Source organism: Desulfobulbaceae bacterium, assembly GCA_015231515.1.
Lineage (GTDB): Bacteria > Desulfobacterota > Desulfobulbia > Desulfobulbales > VMSU01 > JADGBM01.
In genome coordinates this window covers 1-18,453 of record JADGBM010000060.1, presented here as the reverse complement: position 1 = coordinate 18,453, position 18,453 = coordinate 1, and the positions used below count along the sequence as shown (strand labels likewise).

Sequence of the window (18,453 nt, the reverse complement as noted above, 5' to 3'; positions counted from 1 at the left end):
GGTTGGTTTAATCGCGGCTTTGGCCTGGTAAATAATCGGTTTGGCCGCATCGCATAAGGTATCTCCGGTGGTAGTTGCTTTGAGTTTGGCAACCGCGACAATCATGCCGGGAATAGCGGTGCTGACTGGTTTTGACTCTTTGCCCTCTATGGTCAGCAGTTGACCAAAACGCTCTGGTGTGTCTTTGGTTGAATTAAGGAAGGTGTCTCCGGTGAGAGTTCCGGACATAACTCGAAACAGCGTCAGTTTTCCCGAGTAGGGGTCGGCCATGGTTTTAAATACCAGCGCTGAGAAAGGTGCGTCTGGAGATGATGCTCTCTCTTCGATTTCACCCTTGGGAGAGGTTCCGACAAAAGGGGCATGTTCCGCCGGAGAAGGCAGAAGATCGGTGATTGCGTTGAGTAGAAGTTCGGTACCTAAATTTGCAGTGGCGGCGCCGGCAAGAATGGGAGAGAGTTTTGCGGATTTTATAGCATTAACGAGGCCTGCCTTCAAATCTTCGTCAGAAAGCTCACCTTCTTCAAGAAACTTTTCGATGAGATCATCATCAGTTTCAGCAACCAGCTCCATGAGGGATTCACGATACATGACAACTTCATCAGCCATCTCCTTGGGCACCAGGGCTTTGCGGACTTTTCCCGTCGAGCCGTCAAACATGTAGGCATCTTGGTTAACGAGATCGATTACACCTTTAAAATTGCTTTCACTGCCGATCGGCAGGTGAATAACCGCAGCCTTTAAAGGCAGAATGTCATTGATAGCCTTGATGGTCCGGTCGAAATTGGCCCGCTCTCTATCCATTTTATTTATGAAGATGAGAGTGGGGAGTCCTGACTCCACCAGAAAGTCGGCGATACGTTCCGTCTGGTGTTTAACGCCAAGTACCGCGCCGATGGTGAAAATTGCACTGTCAACAACCTGGGTGGCGAAGATGGAATCGTTGAGGAAGTTGTCGTCACCGGGAGTATCGGTCAGGAAAACCTCTTTTTTATTCCAGGAGAGGTTGTTGAATGATGAGCTGATCGACAGGTTGCGTTGGATCTCCTCGGGCTCGAAGTCCATGCATGAGCTGCCGTCATCAACTTTTCCCAGTCGGGTGGTTTTGCCGGCTGTGAACAAAAGAGCTTCAGCTAAAGAGGTCTTTCCGCACTTACCGTGGCCAAAGATTCCAACATTACGCAACGCATGAATTTCGCTCATGAACTTCTCCGTAGTATAAGTTAATGGTATTTGTGAATTTTATGAGATACACAGTGTTAGTCATCACTCTTTTATACAGACTTATGAGCTAATATAAAGGCTAAATGATGTCAACTGATTATTGTCGATTATTGTAGAGGCGTGTAATTGCATCTCAGTGTTTGACTGTTCTGAACTGTAGTTAATTCCTTGCGATATCGACGCATGACTGATAAGTTCCAGTCCAACTAAAAAGCTGTCTTTTTGCTGGCCATAAATGCGAAAATTGAAACTATTGTGATATGAAAAAACCCTCTGATAGTACCGGGAAGATTGCAAAGTCTGCAGGGCTGGTTGGCATCGCGGTGATGTGCAGCAGGGTGCTGGGCCTGGTGCGCGAGCAGGTGATGGCAACTCTGTTTGGGGCAGGGATGGCCTATGATTCATTTGTCGTAGCCTTTCGGATACCTAACCTGCTGAGAGACCTGTTTGGTGAAGGCGCCTTGAGTGCCGCATTTGTGGCAGTCTTTTCTGATTACGACACCAATAAGGGCAAGAAGGCGACCTGGCAGCTGGCCAACAATGTACTTTCGGCGATAGCCATACTGGTAAGTTTGATCACTCTTTTGGGGATTGTCTTTGCGGGCCCGTTAGTAACTCTGATTGCACCTGATTTTGCACTGATTACCGGCAAGGCCGAGCTAACCAGGAAGCTGACCGTTATCATGTTTCCTTTTTTGGTTTTTGTCTCAATTGCTGCCGTTGTTATGGGGATTCTCAACAGTAAGGGACGTTTTTTTGTGCCCTCCATATCATCGAGTTTCTTTAACCTGGGGTCGATTGTTGGTGGGGTATCGCTGGCCATAATTTTACCCAAATTTGGTTATCCGGCGATTGTCGGAATGGCAATTGGTACCCTGATCGGTGGTTTTCTGCAGATGTCCGGGCAGTTTCCAACCCTGTTAAAAACAGGATTTCGCTTTAAGCCACAGGTTGATCTCCGTGATCCTGGCCTCCGCCGCGTGTTTATGTTGATGATTCCGGCGATTATAGGATTAGGTGCCACTCAGATTAATATTTTTGTGAATACTAACTTTGCCTCGTCTTGTGTTGAGGGCAGTGTCTCCTGGTTAAACTATGCCTTTCGATTAGTGCAGTTTCCCATTGGTGTTTTCGGGGTTGCCGTTTCAATTGCCACTATGCCTGTTATTTCACGGTATGCCGCGCAAAAGAACTTCACCGGAATTCGTGAGACCTATGTCTCAGCTTTGACAATGGCATTTTGTCTGACAATTCCTGCAACTGCCGGGCTTTTCTTACTGTCGGAGATGATTGTAAAAATAATTTTCGAGCACGGGCAGTTCAGTATGTTTGATACTGTTCGTACCGCTGAGGCCTTACGTTTTTACGTCTTGGGCCTTTTCGCCTACGCTTCAGTTAAGATTACTGTGCCGGTGTTTTATGCACTCAATGACACCAAATTCCCGGTAGTTGCTAGTTTTCTGGCTGTGGGAACCAATATCTTAATTATTCTGCTTACCATTGACGGGATGCAGCACAAGGCGATAGCACTTTCTACTTCCTGTGCCATGTTTGGTAATTTTGTTTTGTTAAGTGTGGTCTTGTATCGAAAGCTGTCCGGTTACTCTCTTTCCTATCTGGTAAAAGGTTTTTTGAAGGTGGTTTTTGCTACTGGTGTCATGTGGGTTTGGTTGCGGTTTTTTAAAGACCTTATGGCGCAAAGTGAGCGTGGCTTTTTTACAGAAATCGGCGGGCTTATCTTTTTGGTATGTTCTGGTGCCGGAGTCTATGGAGGCGTTTTGTATCTGACCAGACTGCCGGAACTGACAACATTGGTGGCGAAGGTTGTTGGGCGAGTCCGGCCCTGATCACTGATAGCGGCAGGGTCGATTGTTGACCGTTGTCTTCAACTGTTTTTAAAATGGGACTGCTGGCGTAAAAGTTCAAGCTGAGAAAGTATAGCTGGAACAGCGGTGTCGACTCTAAGGATTCGCGCCCCCATTGTAAATGGTATGAAGCCAAGGTTGGTGAACTGTTCAACTTCGTAGTCGATCCAACCGCCTTCCGGGCCAATGGCTATATCGATCCGCTGTTCTGGGCCTTCTGTTTTGGTATCTCGTAAATAGGCAGTGCCGTGGGGATGGGCAATAAGTCTCAGGTTTCTGGAACTGCTGTCTGCTGCTATCTGCTCTATGAAGGATTTGAACCTGCGGTGAATCTGCACCTCGGGAGTTCGTGTATCCACCGATTGTTCAATGCCTTTGAGCAGGAAAGGGGTGTAGTTATCCTGCTCAATAATAGACGAGTCGAGAAAACTTTTTTCGACGCGTTTTGAGCGCAGGAGTGAAATTTGCTCAATGCCCATGGAGGCAGCCTGGGCCAGCACACGTTTTAACATGATTGGTCGGGGAATTGCCAGGATCAGATGGACGGGGAGCCGTTCTGGGGGGGGCTTTTCTACCTGTACGTGAAGCAGGGCGCCTTCTTTTGAAAGGGCTTCGACCGTTCCTGAACCGATTTTTTCATTGATGATACCGATTTTAACAGTGTCACCGATCTGTACTTTAAGGATTTTGCGCAGGTGCTTCAACTTGTCGCCGGTTATGATAATACGATCATTGACTATCTCTGCTTTATGGATAAGTAGAATATTCATGTTTGCGAGTTGGGACGTTGGTCTCTTCGAATAAAACAGTTAGAGAAATAAAAGGTGAAAGGCTGAAAATGTTTGTTTATCGAGTCGGGAACCTGACACCACAAATTTAAGATCACTTTAATGCGCTCCTTATATAACATATTGCAGCTGGTGACGCTGATTTTTTTCCTGCCATTGCTTGCCTTGATGGCACTATTCTCATCAAAATACAAGGAACGTATCCCGCAGCGCCTGGGGATAGATCTTCAGATTCCCGCTAAAAAGTCGGGCCGACCTCGGATTTGGATTCATGCCTTATCTGTTGGAGAAGTGACCTCCGCTAAACCTCTTGTCAAGGCATTGCGCCAGAAAATGCCCGAATGTGAGCTGCTGTTTTCGTCTGTTACTCAGGGGGGGCAACTGATGGCAAAGGAGATTTCTACTGTTGTTGATCAATTTATCCCGTTTCCATTCGATCTCTTTTTTACGGTTCAACGTTTTGTTAAGAAAGTGAAGCCTGATATTTTTGTGCTTGTCGAGACCGATTTCTGGCCCAATATTATCTGGCAATTGCAGAGAGATGGTGTCCCTTATGTTCTGGTTAATGGCCGTATTGCTCAGAAATCATTTGCCAGATACAAGTTGTTAAAGCCTCTTTTTTCCTCTTTTTTTGATTCATTTGCGGCGCTCTCCATGCAGATGGACAGCGGTCGCCTGCAACTTCGGCAGTTGGGGATTGCCTCTCAAAAAATTACAAGTTACGGCAACCTGAAATTTGATTTAGAGCTGAAAATTGAGGATGCTCCAGATCTGACCCGCATGACAAACTGTTTCAGAGGAAGGTACGTGGTAGTGGCGGGGAGTACCCATGATGGCGAAGAGCGGATTATTCTCGAATCCTTTGACCGGTTGCGCAAAACCAGAGGAAATTTATTACTGGTAATTGCACCTCGAAACATTGAACGGTCCAGGAAAGTTTATGAGATGGCGGTTGCCTCGGGTTTTGATGCGGCTCTTGAAACAGACGAACTAACTGATTTGACCCAAGTAATTATTCTAAACACCTTGGGTGAGCTGGTCTATCTGTATAGTTATGCTGATATCGCCTTTGTCGGGGGAAGTCTGGTTGATGAACGAGGGCATAATCCCTTGGAACCTGCCTATTGGGGAAAGCCGGTTGTTTATGGGCCATACATGGCAGATTTTAAGGAGGCCAGTCAAGGTCTTTTGAGGGCAGGGGCGGCCAGACAGACAACCCCGAAGGATTTTGGTGAAACGATTGGCCAGCTCTGTGCTGATCCGCAACTCTGTGTTAAAATGGGTAGCAATGCCTCAAAATTTGTTATGTCGCATCGGGGTGCTGCTCGAAAATATGCCGACTTAATCCAGCAAATAGTAGAAAACCATGTCTCCTGATAGCTTGAAAATTTGCTTTACCTTCGGGAAGCTATTGGCACCGTTCTACAGTTTAGCTATGCGCTTACGTGCGGCACTGTATGCCAATGGGCTCTTTTCGTCCGAGAAGCTGTCTCTTCCGGTTATCAGTATCGGTAATTTGACAATGGGGGGTACGGGAAAGACGCCGGTGGTCATGTACATTGTTCGTTTGCTTGGTCAAGAGTATAAACCGGCCGTCATCAGCAGGGGCTATGGTGGTAAAAGTGTGAAGCCTGTTACCATTGTCTCTGACGGCCAGAGTGTCCTGCTCGGGCCTGATGCGGCGGGTGACGAACCTGTCCTTTTAGCTCAAGCTCTGCCTGGGGTTCCTGTCCTTACCGGGGCAAAACGAGTAAAGACCGGACGCCATATTGAGGCGGGCAGGCTGGCAGACCTGATTGTGATGGATGATGGCTTTCAGCACTTGGCTCTGGCCAGAGATCTCAATCTTGTTCTTTTTTCAGGAGATGAGTTGCTTGGTGATGGATGGGTGTTTCCTGGCGGGGTATTGCGTGAACCGGTCTCGGCCTTGGGTCGTGCCGACGCCTTTATTATTACAGGAGTTACCGAACAGAATAAGGCGAAGGTTGAAAAGTTTAAAGACAGGCTTGGGCACAGATTTTCTGATACGCCAATTTTTGACATTCACTATCGTATTGCAGGCTTTGTCGCCCATGGGACTGATCCGCAGCAACTTCCCGTTGCTGCTTTGCTGGGGAAAAAACTCTTTGGCTTTTGCGGTATTGCCAAACCTGAAGGTTTTTTCTCGGCACTCAGGGGCGCAGGCCTGCTGCTCTCTGGGATGCAGGCCTTCGCTGATCATCATCGCTACAGTGAAAATGATCTCAGGCTTTTGTCTGAAGGCGCCCAGCAGGCTGGTTGTGACGGACTTGTGACCACAGCAAAAGACTTCGTTAAAGTAAAGAATATGTCTGTTCCATTGCCAATCTGGGTGGCGCAACTTAATCTGATTGCCAGTCACGATTTTGATATGTTTGTCCTCGGCACAGTTAGAAGGGCTGGCGCAGCTCTCAATGCCGACATTTGAAATCCAATGCCATTAACTTAAGAAACATTTGTAAATTCATAAAACCTTATAGTATCGTCATCCCGGCATGTTTTTAGCCGGGATCCAGGAAGTTTTATGTTTAGCTGGATCCCCGATAACAGCATTCGGGGATGACGGCTTCACAATCATACTCGTTAAGTTAATGACATTGATTTGAAATGTGGAATTGTGAATTTTTGCTGTAAATATTCGGTTTGCCCTGAAAGGGCCAGAGCATACCAGCCCAGGGCAGCGCCCTGGGGACTGGAATAGTACAGATAGCCCTGAAAGGGCGTGACATCTGACCCTGCCGGTTTTAAGCCTATGTGACGCCCTTTCAGGGCTATTTATTATATGTTCCTATATCCCAGGGCGTTGCCCTGGGCTAGTATGTTACGCCCCTTTGGGGCTGAGGAAAAACACCCGCTAAGGAGGAAATGTTACTACTTAACTGTTTTTAGCTCAAGCCGAATATTTACTTTTTGCTGTGGCTTTTTTGATCCAGATCAACTGGTTAGGTTGGTTTTGTGTTTTTTTGTACACACCTGTGGCTGGCCCGCTCAACGTATTTGAAGCAGGAGTTCTGATATTTTTTTTATTATAACTCGCTGAAAATAAAGGCGATATTTTTTTTAGTCGGTTTGGTTGGGGGCTAATGTGCTGTTTGGCTTGAATTTTGCTCTGTACAACTACTAGTATGGCTAACCTCTGGAATTCTTTTAGAAATGGATTCACAGATCCTTGTAGGTAAAACATATATTGGAGATCTATTTCGCTGATTCAGTTGCGAAATTTATAGATATAATGGAAATTTATCAGCACACCTTAAAAAAATCAGTCAGCTTTTGTGGAATCGGGTTGCACACCGGTGCACCCGTTGAGCTGACAATTTCACCTGCCCCCGCCAACAGTGGCATCCGTTTTAAATTTAAGGGCAATGATGATTCAATGCCGGCCTATATGAACAGCGTTGTTGATACCAGACTGGCAACTACCATTGCCAGTCATGGAATGGTGTTTTCAACAACGGAACATCTCCTTGGTGCGCTTGCTGGCCTGGGAATTGATAATGCCCTTGTGGAGCTTGATGCCCCCGAGTTGCCGATCATGGACGGTAGTGCCGGCCCTTTTGTTCATATTCTGAAAAAGGCCAGTCGCAAAGAGCAAAAAGCCTCGCGGCGTGTCCTCAAAATTACTGAGGAGATCTGCTACCGTGAAGGAGATAAGGATATACGCATTTTACCTCACGATGGGCTTAAGTTTACCTGTAACATAGATTTTGATCATGAGTTTGTTAAAAGCCAGACCTATACCTTTGAGTTGTCACCCGAAGCGTTCGTGAACGAGATTGCTTCAGCCCGGACCTTTGGCTTTATCGAGCAGGTCGAGATGCTTCAGCAGAATGGCTATGCGCTTGGCGGTTCACTGGACAACGCCGTGGTCATTGACCGCAACGGCGTGATTAATGAGGACGGACTTCGCTTTAATGATGAGTTTGTTCGCCACAAAATTCTGGATCTAATTGGTGATCTGGCCTTGCTTGGCTGTCCGATGTTTGGACATGTGATAGCATCGAAATCAGGTCATAGCCAGCATCTGGGGTTGATGAAAGAGATTGCTGCACATCCGGAAAAATGGCAGATCGTTGAACTTCAAAAAAACGGGGAAAGCTGTATCCTGGAAAAGATTGTAAATACCACTAAGTCTGCACGAAATATGCTGCTTCCTTTCTTGATACCGCCTGCCGATTTTCCTGGAAGTTGCCCTGCCGTAGTTTGAAAATTCCCCTGGAAAGGAGAGAAAAACCTGTATGACCCGGAGTGGGTTGTACAGGTTTTTTTTTGTTGTTTTTTCCAGGCTATGGGGTATGACGCTTCTGAGTGAAGTGAATTTTCATTTTTTATGTTCATTCTGCAAAACAGATGAAGGCCCTGTTTTTTGCGGCTGATTATCAATAATTGATACACATAAAGGGAATTAGCATGGCTACTACTATTGGATTTATAGGCGGAGGCAGGATGGCGGAAGCTCTCATTCAGGGAATTTGTGCCTCCGGACTGGCGTTGCCTGAACAGATTTTTGTTGTTGACCTTGATCAGGGTAGACGAACTTTTTTACATGATAGTTTTGGTGTTTCTGTATTCGACCAGGCAGGCCCGGTGGTTGATAGTTGCGATCTACTGGTTCTTGCCGTTAAGCCTCAGGTAATGGCAAAGGCCTTAGGCGGGATTAAAGATAGTGTGCAGTCCAGACATCTATTAGTTTCTATCGCTGCTGGCGTTTCTTTGGCTTCAATTGAGACTGCCTTGGACGGTGCGCCATGTCACCTGGTCAGGGTAATGCCCAATACGCCTGCGCTTGTCGGGGAAGGTGCGGCGGCTATCAGTCCCGGAAAAGGTGCTGACGAGGCCGATGTTGCTAAGGTGAAAGCCCTTTTTGATGCTGTCGGGCAGACGGTGGTTCTTGCTGAAAGCTATCTTGATGCTGTGACAGGATTGAGTGGCTCCGGGCCGGCCTATGTATTTAGTTTTATTGAAGGGCTTATTGATGGCGGAGTTAAAGTTGGATTGCCCAGACCGGAGGCCCAAACCTTAGTTTTGCAAACGGTTCTTGGTTCTGCCAAACTTGCCATGGAGACAAAGCAGAGTCCGGCAGATTTAAAGGCCATGGTCACCTCGCCAGGCGGTACTACAATTGCTGGTCTTCATGCGATGGCTAGGGCCGGATTTCAGGGCATTTTGATGGATGCTGTTGAAGCGGCAACTAAACGTTCTCGAGAGTTGGGTGAGTGAGTCCGATGTCTGGAACTAGAAATTAGAAATGGAATGTCATGGCAATACATAAAGTAGGTCTCATTATACGCAAGGGTACAAATGAAGCTCAGGAGATGGCCCTTGAGCTCAAGCAGTGGTTGGAAGATCGTTCAATTTCCGTACTTGTCGATAAAGTAGAGAAAGGTTTGGATCTTCTCGTGATTCTTGGCGGGGACGGGACACTCTTGCATGTTGCCAATCAGGCAAGCAGATACGAAATACCTGTAGTTGGCATTAACTTGGGTGATTTGGGCTTCTTGACTGAAATTGCCAAGGCCCAGCGTTTTGAAGCCCTTACCGGAATACTTAACGGCTCGTTTGTGGTTGAAGAACGCTTGATGCTCAAGGTCAGATTCTGGCGTAATGGCGAGGTGACCCAGTGGCATTACGCTTTAAATGATGTAGTTATCAGCAAAGGGACTCTTGACAGTTTAATTCAGCTTGGAACCTGGGCTGATAATGATTATATCACCACATATCGGGCCGACGGTTTGATCTTTTCAACACCTACCGGGGCAACGGCCTATAATCTTTCTGCCGGGGGGCCCATTGTTCACCCCAAGCTTCATTCCATTTTGGTTACCCCAATTTGTCCATTCATGCTGGACAGTCGGCCCGTACTTCTGGCACCAGAAACCAAATTGATCAGCCGTCTTTTTGCTGAGCACTCTCAAGATGTGAAAGTTATAGTGGATGGGAAAATTGCCTGGGATATGGAGGCTAACGATTTTTTAGAGGTAAGGGCCTCGGAAAAAAGGCTCCAGCTCATAGGCTCTTCGAAACAGGACTATTTTGAGATTTTGAAAAATAAACTAAGTTGGGGGGGGAGCGAAAAGAACAGACCGCGCCACATTGAAACACCTGTTCCGGTGAGGCTCTCTGAGAAGAAATAATACGGTTAGCTCAATATAGCTAAAATTTCTTTGGCTATGTTGTCTAGGGGCACTAAACGCTCAGCCCCGCCTCTTTTATACGCTTCATTAGGCATGCCGAACACAACGCAGGATTTTTCGTCTTGGGCAAGTGTGCGGGCGCCGGCCTTTCGCATTGCCAGCATACTGTTAGCGCCATCGGCACCCATTCCAGTAAGTAATACACCAATGGCGTTGGCACCAGCATGTTCGGCAACTGATTTCATCATTACATCAACTGAAGGGCAATGGCCGCTTACCTTTTCTCCCGGCTTACAATTTACCTTGTAGACGCCGCCTGACCGTGTGACAGTAAGTTGCTTTTCTCCTGGAGCTATCAGCACTCTTCCGGCCATAATTCTGTCGCCTGTTTCTGCCTCTTTGACCTGCATGTCGCAGGTATTGTTGAGTCGATCAGCAAACATTTTTGTGAAACCTGCTGGCATATGTTGAACAATTACTACACCTGGGGTTGATGGCGGTAGCCGGCTGATAACAGTTCTGATAGCCTCTGTTCCACCTGTTGAAGCGCCAATGGCGATTACTTTGTCGGTTGACTCAGATAGGGATTTTGGCGCCTGAAGCTGTCGTTCACTTGGCAGAAGATTCCTTCTGTTTTTCCAGTGTGAAACATTAGCGGTTGAAGCAATTTTGACTTTGGTGCAAAGCTCAGTCATCATGCCTTCGAGGCCTCGTGCCAGATCGACTGATGGCTTGGAAACGAAGTCTACAGCACCTGCCTCCAACGCTTCCAGAGTTATCTGTTTGCCTCGTTGCGTGAGGGAACTGACCATAACAACCGGCAGGGGGTATTGAGGCATTAGTCGGCGCAGAAACTCAACGCCATCCATTCTGGGCATTTCAACATCAAGGGTCAAGACATTCGGCCGCAGTTGAACAATCTTGTCACGGGCACTGTATGGATCAGGTGCTGACCCAACAACTTCGATACCGGGGTCTTTATTTAAGCCGTCAGTTAGTATGTTTCTAACGAGAGTTGAATCGTCGATGACGAGAACGCGTATTATTTTTGCCGGCATAGTGGACTATATCTTTTGGTAACAGGCAGGCATGATATATTTGAAAATGCTTTGTTCGCGGCCTATTGTCTCAGAATGACCTATAAATAAATACCCTCCAGGAGCTAGAGCCTTGTGGTATTTTGCTACCAGTGTGTCTCGGGTTGGCTTGTCAAAATAAATCATTACATTGCGACAAAAAATCATATGAAAAGGCTCCTTAAATGGAAACACGGTATTCATAAGATTAAACCGACGCAGGGTGAGCTCTTTTTTAACTTTTTCACTAACAGCCATCATATTGTCAGGCCTTTTTGTGAAGTATTTAGACAAGATATTTTTAGGCACTTTTGTTGTCCGGTCTGCAGGGTATAGAGCCTGCCTGGCAAAGGTTAGAACATTGTTTGAAATATCGGTGGCCAAAAGCCCAGCATTCCAGTTTGGGTAGTCAATACCAAGATATTCCATCATCAACATGAGTAACATATACGGCTCTTCCCCGGTTGAGCACCCTGCGGTCCAGATTCGAATGTCTTTTGAGTTTTTCAACTTAAGGGATCTGATTAATTCCGGCAAGGCCTTCGTTGTAAAAAAGTCAAAATGGGCGTTTTCCCTGTAGAAATATGAAAAATTTGTCGATATTCTGTTGATCAGTTCATCGTGGGCTTTAAATGATTTATCGGCGGTTAAGTAGCTAAAGTAACTGTCAAATGAACTGTGGCCTATGCTCTGAATATATTTTTGCAGTCGGCCCACAACGAGTGAACGTTTCTGTTCTGTAAGATTTATGCCGAACTTGTCGTAAACGAATTCACGAAGCTGGTTGAACTCGCTGTTACTGATCGTCATCATCGTTGGCGACGCGTACTCACCTGAGTTTTCAGGAGGCCGAGCTCGTACTGCTGTGGATTCCATCATTACTGTAGTTCCAATATCTGAACAGTAGTGTTCATCAATGTGTTAAAACTTACCAAACTCCCCATCATCAAGGGCGATAATCTCACTTGGTTTGGGATTTGAAGTGAACTGTTCTTGGCCCCAACCGCTTTGTTTGTCATCTTTTCCAAGTGAACTGTGGGGTAATTTTGGCTGGGCGTTGGTTGATTGTCTTCCGCCACGCACTTTAAATCGTGAAAGCATGGTCTTAAGATGAACGGCCTGACTGGAAAGTTCTTCGGCTGCTGCTGCACCCTGTTCGGCTGAGGCCGTATTTTGCTGCGTCACCTGGTCGATTTGGCTAAGTCCCTGATTGATCTGGGAAATGCCGTTGGCCTGCTCATTGGATGCTGCGGCAATTTCGCCTACTAAATCAGTGACCTTAGTGGCACCGCTGACAATCTCTTTTAAGGCAGTGGCTGTTTGATCGGCAATTGAAGAGCCATTTTTAGCCTTTTCGACTGATCCTTCGATCAGTTCCGAGGTTTCACGAGCAGCTTTGGCGCTTCTGGCGGCAAGATTACGAACCTCTTCGGCAACCACCGCAAAGCCTTTGCCGTGTCGTCCCGCCCGCGCAGCTTCAACGGCGGCGTTTAAGGCCAGTAAGTTCGTTTGAAAGGCTATCTCGTCAATAACCTTAATTATTTTTGAGATATTTTGGCCGGAGGCATTAATCTCAGCCATGGCAGAGACTAATTCATCCATATGGGTATCCCCACGCTCAGCATCCTTTCTGGCCTGTTGTGCCAACTGGTTAGCCTGGTTGGCGTTTTCTGCATTAGTGGTGGTTTGTGAGGCAAGTTCGGTCATGGAACTGGTAATCTGTTCAAGTGAAGCAGCGGATTCTGTGGCACCCTGCGAGAGGGCTTGGCTTGAATCGGCAACCTGGTTTGCACCACTGGCAATTTGCTCTGAGGCGGCAAGTATTTGAATCACAACGCTGTTTAAATCATCGCCGGCTTTTTTTAAGGCAGTACCAATTTCATCCTGCTGGTCTTTTGGCTTTGCATTAAAGGTCAGGTCTGCATTGGCAAGCATAATCAGGGCTTTTACGGTTTCACCTTGAAGGCTGTCGGCAAATTGATCCATTGTGGTTGCCATCTGGCCAATCTCATCGCTGCGCTTCATGTTGAGGCGATCGTTAAGGTGGCCCTTCTCCATCTCTTCAAGCATCGTAACGGATTTTCTCAAGGGGCCGGAGATACTTTTGGATAGAAAAAAACCAAAGGCCAGCGCTAGAATCGAGCCAAGGGCAACTGCGATGATTGCTGTAATTTTGCTGCGCTCTGCTGTGGCTATGGCAGCGTGGCTGACCTCTTCGGAAGTTTTTTCATTAATTTCGATAATGGCATCCAGGTATTTCATGTTTTCACTAAATGCTGCCTGTTCTGAACCGAAGCCAATATCTTTGGCGGCATCAAGAGAGACGATGTCAGCTCTTACATCTGCCAGGGCCTCTTCGAAAAGCGCCTCGATATCGGCCAGGGCGGGCGTAACTTCCTGGTCAAACATGGTCATGGTTGCGTCGTAATTTTTCTGGTCAATTAAGGCATTGAGTTTGCCGCCAAAGGCATGGAGTTTTTCGTGGGGTGCTGAGAAGCGCTCGACGATCTTGTTAAAAGCGACATCGCCAGAAGAGAAGGTCGACTGCCATTTGCCGAATCCGCACAGTTTGGGGTCAAGCTGTCCGTCAAAATGGGTTTTTCGATCAACGGCAACGCCCAGGGCGTAAACCCATTTGATATGGTCGAGCTGTCTCTGTACCAGAACGGCTTCCAGCGATTCGACATCGTCAAGTTTCACTTTTGTTACTTGTTCCACCAGCTTTTGATGCTCTTTTTTCCATGTTTCGAGGGCTGGAAGATATTTGTCCCAAATTTTTGCTTCCTCTGGAACCTGCGGGAGTGGGGCGTAGATATCAAAGCCTTTTTGGAACTCTGCCCAGCGTTCATCTAAATTGTCTACTTCATGCGCCCGTTCTTTTGCTGAAAGTGCTGAGATGATCATGGTACGTTCGGCAGACTTGATGGCATTCATCGATTCCATCATTAAGCCGAGACCATGAATAGAAGGTAGACGGACTTCTGCGATCTCAATAAGCCCCTTTTCGGTGGAGTTGATTCCCATCCAGCCGACTGTGCCGACAACTGCGCAGATTGCAGCAACAATTGCAAACGATCCTGTAAGTTTTCCAAAAATTTTCATGATAACTCCTCCTTAAAAGGTGTATGAAAAGTGCAGTGTAAAAGAGTTGGTTGAATTTAATATCTTCAGTGTTAGGTCTCTTCGCTTACCTGGTCGGGAGTATTAAAAATCAGCTTGTCGACCTTGAGTAGAATTTTTACATCGTCACCCATTTTACCCATTCCGGCAATGAAACTGCTAGCTGATGATTTACCGGTTTTTGGTGCTGGTTCCACTTGATCCTCAGGGATGTCGACGACCTCGTTCACCTGATCAACAACAAGGCCGACAGATGTACCGTTAATTTCAACCACAATTATGCAGGTCCGTTCATCGTACTTTCTTTCCGCCAACCCGAATCGTAGACGGACATCCATCACCGGAATAACATTGCCGCGCAAATTGATCACTCCTATTACGAAATCCGGCATGTCCGGGACTTCAGTGATCTTTTGAATGCCGATGATTTCGGTGACATGGGCAATTGCAATCCCGTAGTCTTCTCCAGCCAGATGAAAGGTGAGAAACTTGTCTTTTTGGGTGTCTTCGTCGTCATCGTAAAGATCATCGTCAAGGTCAAGGTCTTCTGTGTTAGCCATTTCGTATTCCTCTATGGGGTATTAGTAATTTATCTGCAAGCAAGTTCTTCCAGAGCTCTGACGTCAAGAATTAAGGACACTTCGCCATTACCGAGGATGGTACAACCTGAAACACCGCCTACATCACCCAGTTGGCCAATGTAGTCCGAAAGGCCTTTGATCACGGTCTGTTGCTGGCCCATGAGTTCGTCAACAAACAGGCATGTCGGGCTTTTGGAGGATTCAAGTACAATTAAAATGCCTTTATCTAAGTCTCGGTAATCAGGCGTAACCTTGTGGAGTCGGTGCAGACGGATTACAGGCATAATGGATTCTCGGACTTTAACTAACTCCTGGCCATCGGGGGCAATTGTGATTTGGGCAGCCGCTGGTCTAAATGATTCTCGAATGGACAGGATCGGCAGGATGTAGTGAGCGGTGCCGGTCCTGACAAGCATACCATCAATAATTGCCAGAGTAAGTGGAATGCGAAGCGATATCTTGGTTCCTTCTCCAAGGGTACTACTCACATCAATTCTGCCTTTTATTGATTCAAGGTTTTGTCGAACAACATCCATACCGACCCCGCGCCCTGAAATGTCGGTGATTTTTTCAGCCATTGAAAAACCCGGTTGAAAAATAAGTTGCAGGGCGTCACTCTCGGAGAGTTGCGAGCCATCCCCACTGACAATTCCACGTTCAATGCCTTTGGCGATGAGTCTGTCTCGATCCATGCCATGCCCATCATCAACAAGCGTAATCCGGATCTCGCCCTCTTCATGTGAGGCAGAGAGTTTAAGGCTGCCTGTTTCGGGCTTGCCGGCCTTAATGCGGGTGTCGCTGTCTTCAATGCCATGATCCATGGAGTTTCTAATCAAATGAACAAGTGGGTCTGTTATTTTTTCAATCACAGTTTTATCAACTTCTGTGCCTTCACCAATAAGCTCGAGGTCAACCTTTTTGCCGGATTTTCTTGAGAGATCATGCACGAGGCGGATCATCCTACGAAACAGACCTGAAATCGGGATCATTCGAATAATCATGGCCATTTCCTGCAACTCACGAACAATTTTCTCCATATGTTGAGAGGCCTTTGAAAAGCTCTCAAGCTCAAGGTTGTTTAAGTCCGGATTGTTGATGACCATATTTTCGGCAATGACCATCTCACCGATCAGATTAATCAGGGTATCAAGTTTGTCGAGATCGACACGGATGTCCTGTCGTTTGGTGGTTGCTTTAACTGTTTGTTGGCTTATATTTTTGGGGCGCAGTTCATTTTGTACTTTCAGTGCCGTCTCGATTTGCGCTGCAGAAGCAGTCCCTGAGTTGATCAGAATTTCACCAACTGTTTGGTGCTGGGCTTCCAGAGCTTCCTCAAGATCCTCTTGATTAATTGCACCCTGCTGAACAAGTATTTCACCCAGCATGGATGTCGGAGCCTCATTTGGAACCCTGAGCCCTTTAGGCAGATGGTTGTTAATTATCTCAACGTACAGATTGAGGCTGGAGACAGCACCGTGCCCACCGGAGTGAATATCTGCAATTGAATCCTTGATAATATCCAGGACCTCGAGCAGCATCTCAGAGGCTTTCTGTATGTTTTTTAAGCTGCCATCCTTGATAGTCTCCAGCAGAGTCTCTTCTGTGTGGAGCAGTTTTTCTAAATCGCTAAAACCCATGAAGCCGCAATTACCCTTAAGGCTATGCACGTTACGAAACAGCGTTTTGACAGGGGAGTGGTCAGCAGGGGTTTCTGTGAGTTGAAGCAGGTCGCTCTCAATTTCCAGAAGGATGTCGTCGGCCTCTTCAAGAAATTTTGTGCGTGTTTCAGGAGTAACCAGATCCATAAATGAGATCTCCTGTTTACTTGCGGATACGGATGTCATCGATGGTCTTGGACACTTTGAAATGGCATCTTTATGGTTTGTCTGTGGTGGTTTTTAAGTATCTCTTGGTAGGAGGCCGATTGCAGTTACTGTTTTCGGTCGCAATCTTCACTCCTCTCTATCTGTATCACTGTGAAAATTATCTCACAAAACAGAGAAAAATGTCAAAAAAAAATACCGAGTATCAGTGTGTTGGCAATGTGTTGGGTACTGGTGTGCCACGTTGTGGTAGGTTTAAAGGTCTGGCGGGTAGTTGGAGCGGACTATGTGGTCTTTTTGATGTTGAATTTTTTCATCTTGTACTGAAGGAGACTTTTGGTAATGCCAAGGAGTTTGGCGGCTTTAGTCTGGATGAAATTCGTTTGGTCGAGGGCACGTTTGACCATTTTTCCTTCGATTTCATTAAGTACATCCGGCAATTTTGCATCTCGTGGAACAATCTGGTCAAGATCAAAACCATGGGCGGAGGAGCTGAGCGGTGAAACACTGTCTGGGTCGGGGTGAACATCATGGGGTTCAATGGTTCTGCCTTCACAGAGAATGGAGGCCCGTTCAATGACGTTTTCTAACTCTCTAACGTTTCCGTCCCAAGGAAGGGTCGATAAAAATCGGATTGTGTCAGACGATAAACGCAAATCCGGTCTGCCGGCCTGGTTTGCATATTTTTTCACAAAGTGGTCGGCAAGCATGGGGATATCATCAATTCTATCTCGCAAAGGGGGCAGGATTATGTGGACAACGTTAAGTCTGTAATAGAGGTCTTCTCGAAAACGATGATGCTCAACTTCCTCTTTTAAATCTTTGTTGGTCGCGGCAACGACGCGAACATCAGCATGTATTGTCTTGTTGCCGCCGACTCTCTCAAAACTTTTTTCCTGAAGAACTCTGAGCAGTTTTGCTTGGAGGGGCAAAGGCATCTCACCGATCTCATCAAGAAAAATGGTGCCGGAGTCTGCGGCTTCAAATTTACCCTTGCGGAGGCTTATGGCTCCGGTAAATGCTCCTTTCTCATGGCCAAAAAATTCACTCTCCAGCAGGGCATCAGGTAACGCCGCACAGTTTACGGAAATAAAGGGGGATTGCTCCCTGTGACTGTTAAAATGGATGGCTCGCGCGACCAGCTCTTTTCCTGTGCCTGATTCACCGGAGATCAATACGGTTGTAGGTGTTGGCGCTACTTTCTCGATCAAGGAGTACATCTGCTGCATAGCCTTGTTCTTACCGATAATCTTATCAAAGCTGTAGCGCTCCTGCATCTCGCTGCGCAGACGCAGATTTTCTTTTGAAAGTTGATAGTGCTCGATGGATTTTTTTATATTGGCAACAAGTTCATCATTGTTGAAGGGTTTCGTCAGATAGTTGTAGGCCCCGGCCTGCATGGCTTTAACCGCCTTATCCACCTCTCCAAAAGCAGTGATCATTATGACCGGAAGATTGCGGTTAAGTGCTTTTAGGGACTGGAGGAACGTCAGTCCGTCCATGCCGGGCATCTGCATGTCGGTGATGACCAGATCAAGGTCGGTCTCTTGGGCGATATCCAGACCCTTTTGGCCATTGGCAGCGGTTAGTGTCTCGAAGCCTTCATCTGCAAGAAGTTCAGAGAGTACAACGAGATAATTGGGTTCGTCATCGACGATGAGGATGGTTGTCGAGTTCATGGAAAATGGTCTCAAAAATGCCCCCAATGAGAAATAAAACCCTGTTATCGAAAGTACCGGACCAATTTAGAGTCCGAAATGCTGTAACGACTCACCAAAAATAAGACTTAAGCACGCAGTTTGTCACGCATAGTACCTAACATCCCTA

The 18,453-nt window shown here is 46.7% G+C and carries 14 protein-coding genes; 6 read left to right on the top strand and 8 right to left on the bottom strand.

Going from position 1 to position 18,453, the window contains the following annotated elements; translation table 11 throughout:
* On the bottom strand, nt 1-1,200 hold a 1,200-nt coding region (locus tag HQK80_10190), incomplete at its 3' end, for a GTP-binding protein (protein MBF0222578.1).
* A 281-nt stretch (nt 1,201-1,481) separates the two neighbouring features.
* Here HQK80_10190 and murJ point away from each other — a divergent pair.
* Nucleotides 1,482-3,068 (top strand): murein biosynthesis integral membrane protein MurJ, encoded by a 1,587-nt coding sequence (gene murJ / locus HQK80_10185; GenBank protein ID MBF0222577.1) that lies wholly within the window; start codon nt 1,482-1,484, stop codon nt 3,066-3,068.
* A gap of 38 nt (nt 3,069-3,106) precedes the next feature.
* Here murJ and HQK80_10180 read toward each other — a convergent pair whose 3' ends face one another.
* The gene (locus HQK80_10180) at nt 3,107-3,856 is read right to left on the bottom strand and encodes a 16S rRNA (uracil(1498)-N(3))-methyltransferase (protein MBF0222576.1); all 750 of its coding nucleotides are present in this window, start codon (nt 3,854-3,856) and stop codon (nt 3,107-3,109) included.
* Nucleotides 3,857-3,976: 120 nt separating this feature from the next.
* On the opposite strand from HQK80_10180, the gene HQK80_10175 reads away from it, so the two are divergent.
* From HQK80_10175 to HQK80_10155, 5 genes are all read left to right on the top strand, one after another.
* A complete protein-coding gene (locus HQK80_10175) occupies nt 3,977-5,251 on the top strand; it encodes a 3-deoxy-D-manno-octulosonic acid transferase (GenBank protein ID MBF0222575.1) in 1,275 nt (424 codons plus the stop codon).
* Nucleotides 5,241-6,320 (top strand): tetraacyldisaccharide 4'-kinase, encoded by a 1,080-nt coding sequence (lpxK, locus tag HQK80_10170; protein ID MBF0222574.1) that lies wholly within the window; start codon nt 5,241-5,243, stop codon nt 6,318-6,320. Before HQK80_10175 ends, lpxK begins: the two co-directional genes overlap by 11 nt.
* An 804-nt stretch (nt 6,321-7,124) precedes the next feature.
* Nucleotides 7,125-8,099: a UDP-3-O-acyl-N-acetylglucosamine deacetylase gene (locus tag HQK80_10165; protein ID MBF0222573.1), complete on the top strand. Its 975-nt coding sequence runs from the start codon at nt 7,125-7,127 to the stop codon at nt 8,097-8,099.
* A gap of 203 nt (nt 8,100-8,302) precedes the next feature.
* Complete coding sequence (gene proC / locus HQK80_10160; GenBank protein ID MBF0222572.1) at nt 8,303-9,112, top strand: pyrroline-5-carboxylate reductase; 810 nt, start codon at nt 8,303-8,305, stop codon at nt 9,110-9,112.
* Between the two features lie 38 nt (nt 9,113-9,150).
* A complete protein-coding gene (locus HQK80_10155; protein ID MBF0222571.1) occupies nt 9,151-10,026 on the top strand; it encodes an NAD(+)/NADH kinase in 876 nt (291 codons plus the stop codon).
* Nucleotides 10,027-10,031: 5 nt separating this feature from the next.
* Here HQK80_10155 and HQK80_10150 read toward each other — a convergent pair whose 3' ends face one another.
* The 6 genes from HQK80_10150 to HQK80_10125 form a co-directional block, all read right to left on the bottom strand.
* Nucleotides 10,032-11,084 carry a chemotaxis response regulator protein-glutamate methylesterase gene (locus HQK80_10150; GenBank protein MBF0222570.1) on the bottom strand — a complete coding sequence of 351 codons (1,053 nt, stop codon included), beginning with the start codon at nt 11,082-11,084 and terminating at the stop codon, nt 10,032-10,034.
* A gap of 6 nt (nt 11,085-11,090) precedes the next feature.
* On the bottom strand, nt 11,091-11,978 hold the full coding sequence (locus tag HQK80_10145) for a protein-glutamate O-methyltransferase CheR (GenBank protein ID MBF0222569.1): 888 nt from the start codon (nt 11,976-11,978) through the stop codon (nt 11,091-11,093).
* Nucleotides 11,979-12,023: 45 nt separating this feature from the next.
* On the bottom strand, nt 12,024-14,204 hold the full coding sequence (locus tag HQK80_10140) for an MCP four helix bundle domain-containing protein (GenBank protein MBF0222568.1): 2,181 nt from the start codon (nt 14,202-14,204) through the stop codon (nt 12,024-12,026).
* A gap of 71 nt (nt 14,205-14,275) precedes the next feature.
* The gene (locus HQK80_10135; GenBank protein MBF0222567.1) at nt 14,276-14,782 is read right to left on the bottom strand and encodes a purine-binding chemotaxis protein CheW; all 507 of its coding nucleotides are present in this window, start codon (nt 14,780-14,782) and stop codon (nt 14,276-14,278) included.
* Nucleotides 14,783-14,811: 29 nt separating this feature from the next.
* Entirely contained in the window at nt 14,812-16,647 is a 1,836-nt protein-coding gene (locus HQK80_10130) for a chemotaxis protein CheA (GenBank protein ID MBF0222566.1), read from the bottom strand.
* A gap of 263 nt (nt 16,648-16,910) precedes the next feature.
* Complete coding sequence (locus HQK80_10125; protein MBF0222565.1) at nt 16,911-18,305, bottom strand: sigma-54-dependent Fis family transcriptional regulator; 1,395 nt, start codon at nt 18,303-18,305, stop codon at nt 16,911-16,913.
* Nucleotides 18,306-18,453: the final 148 nt, after the last annotated feature.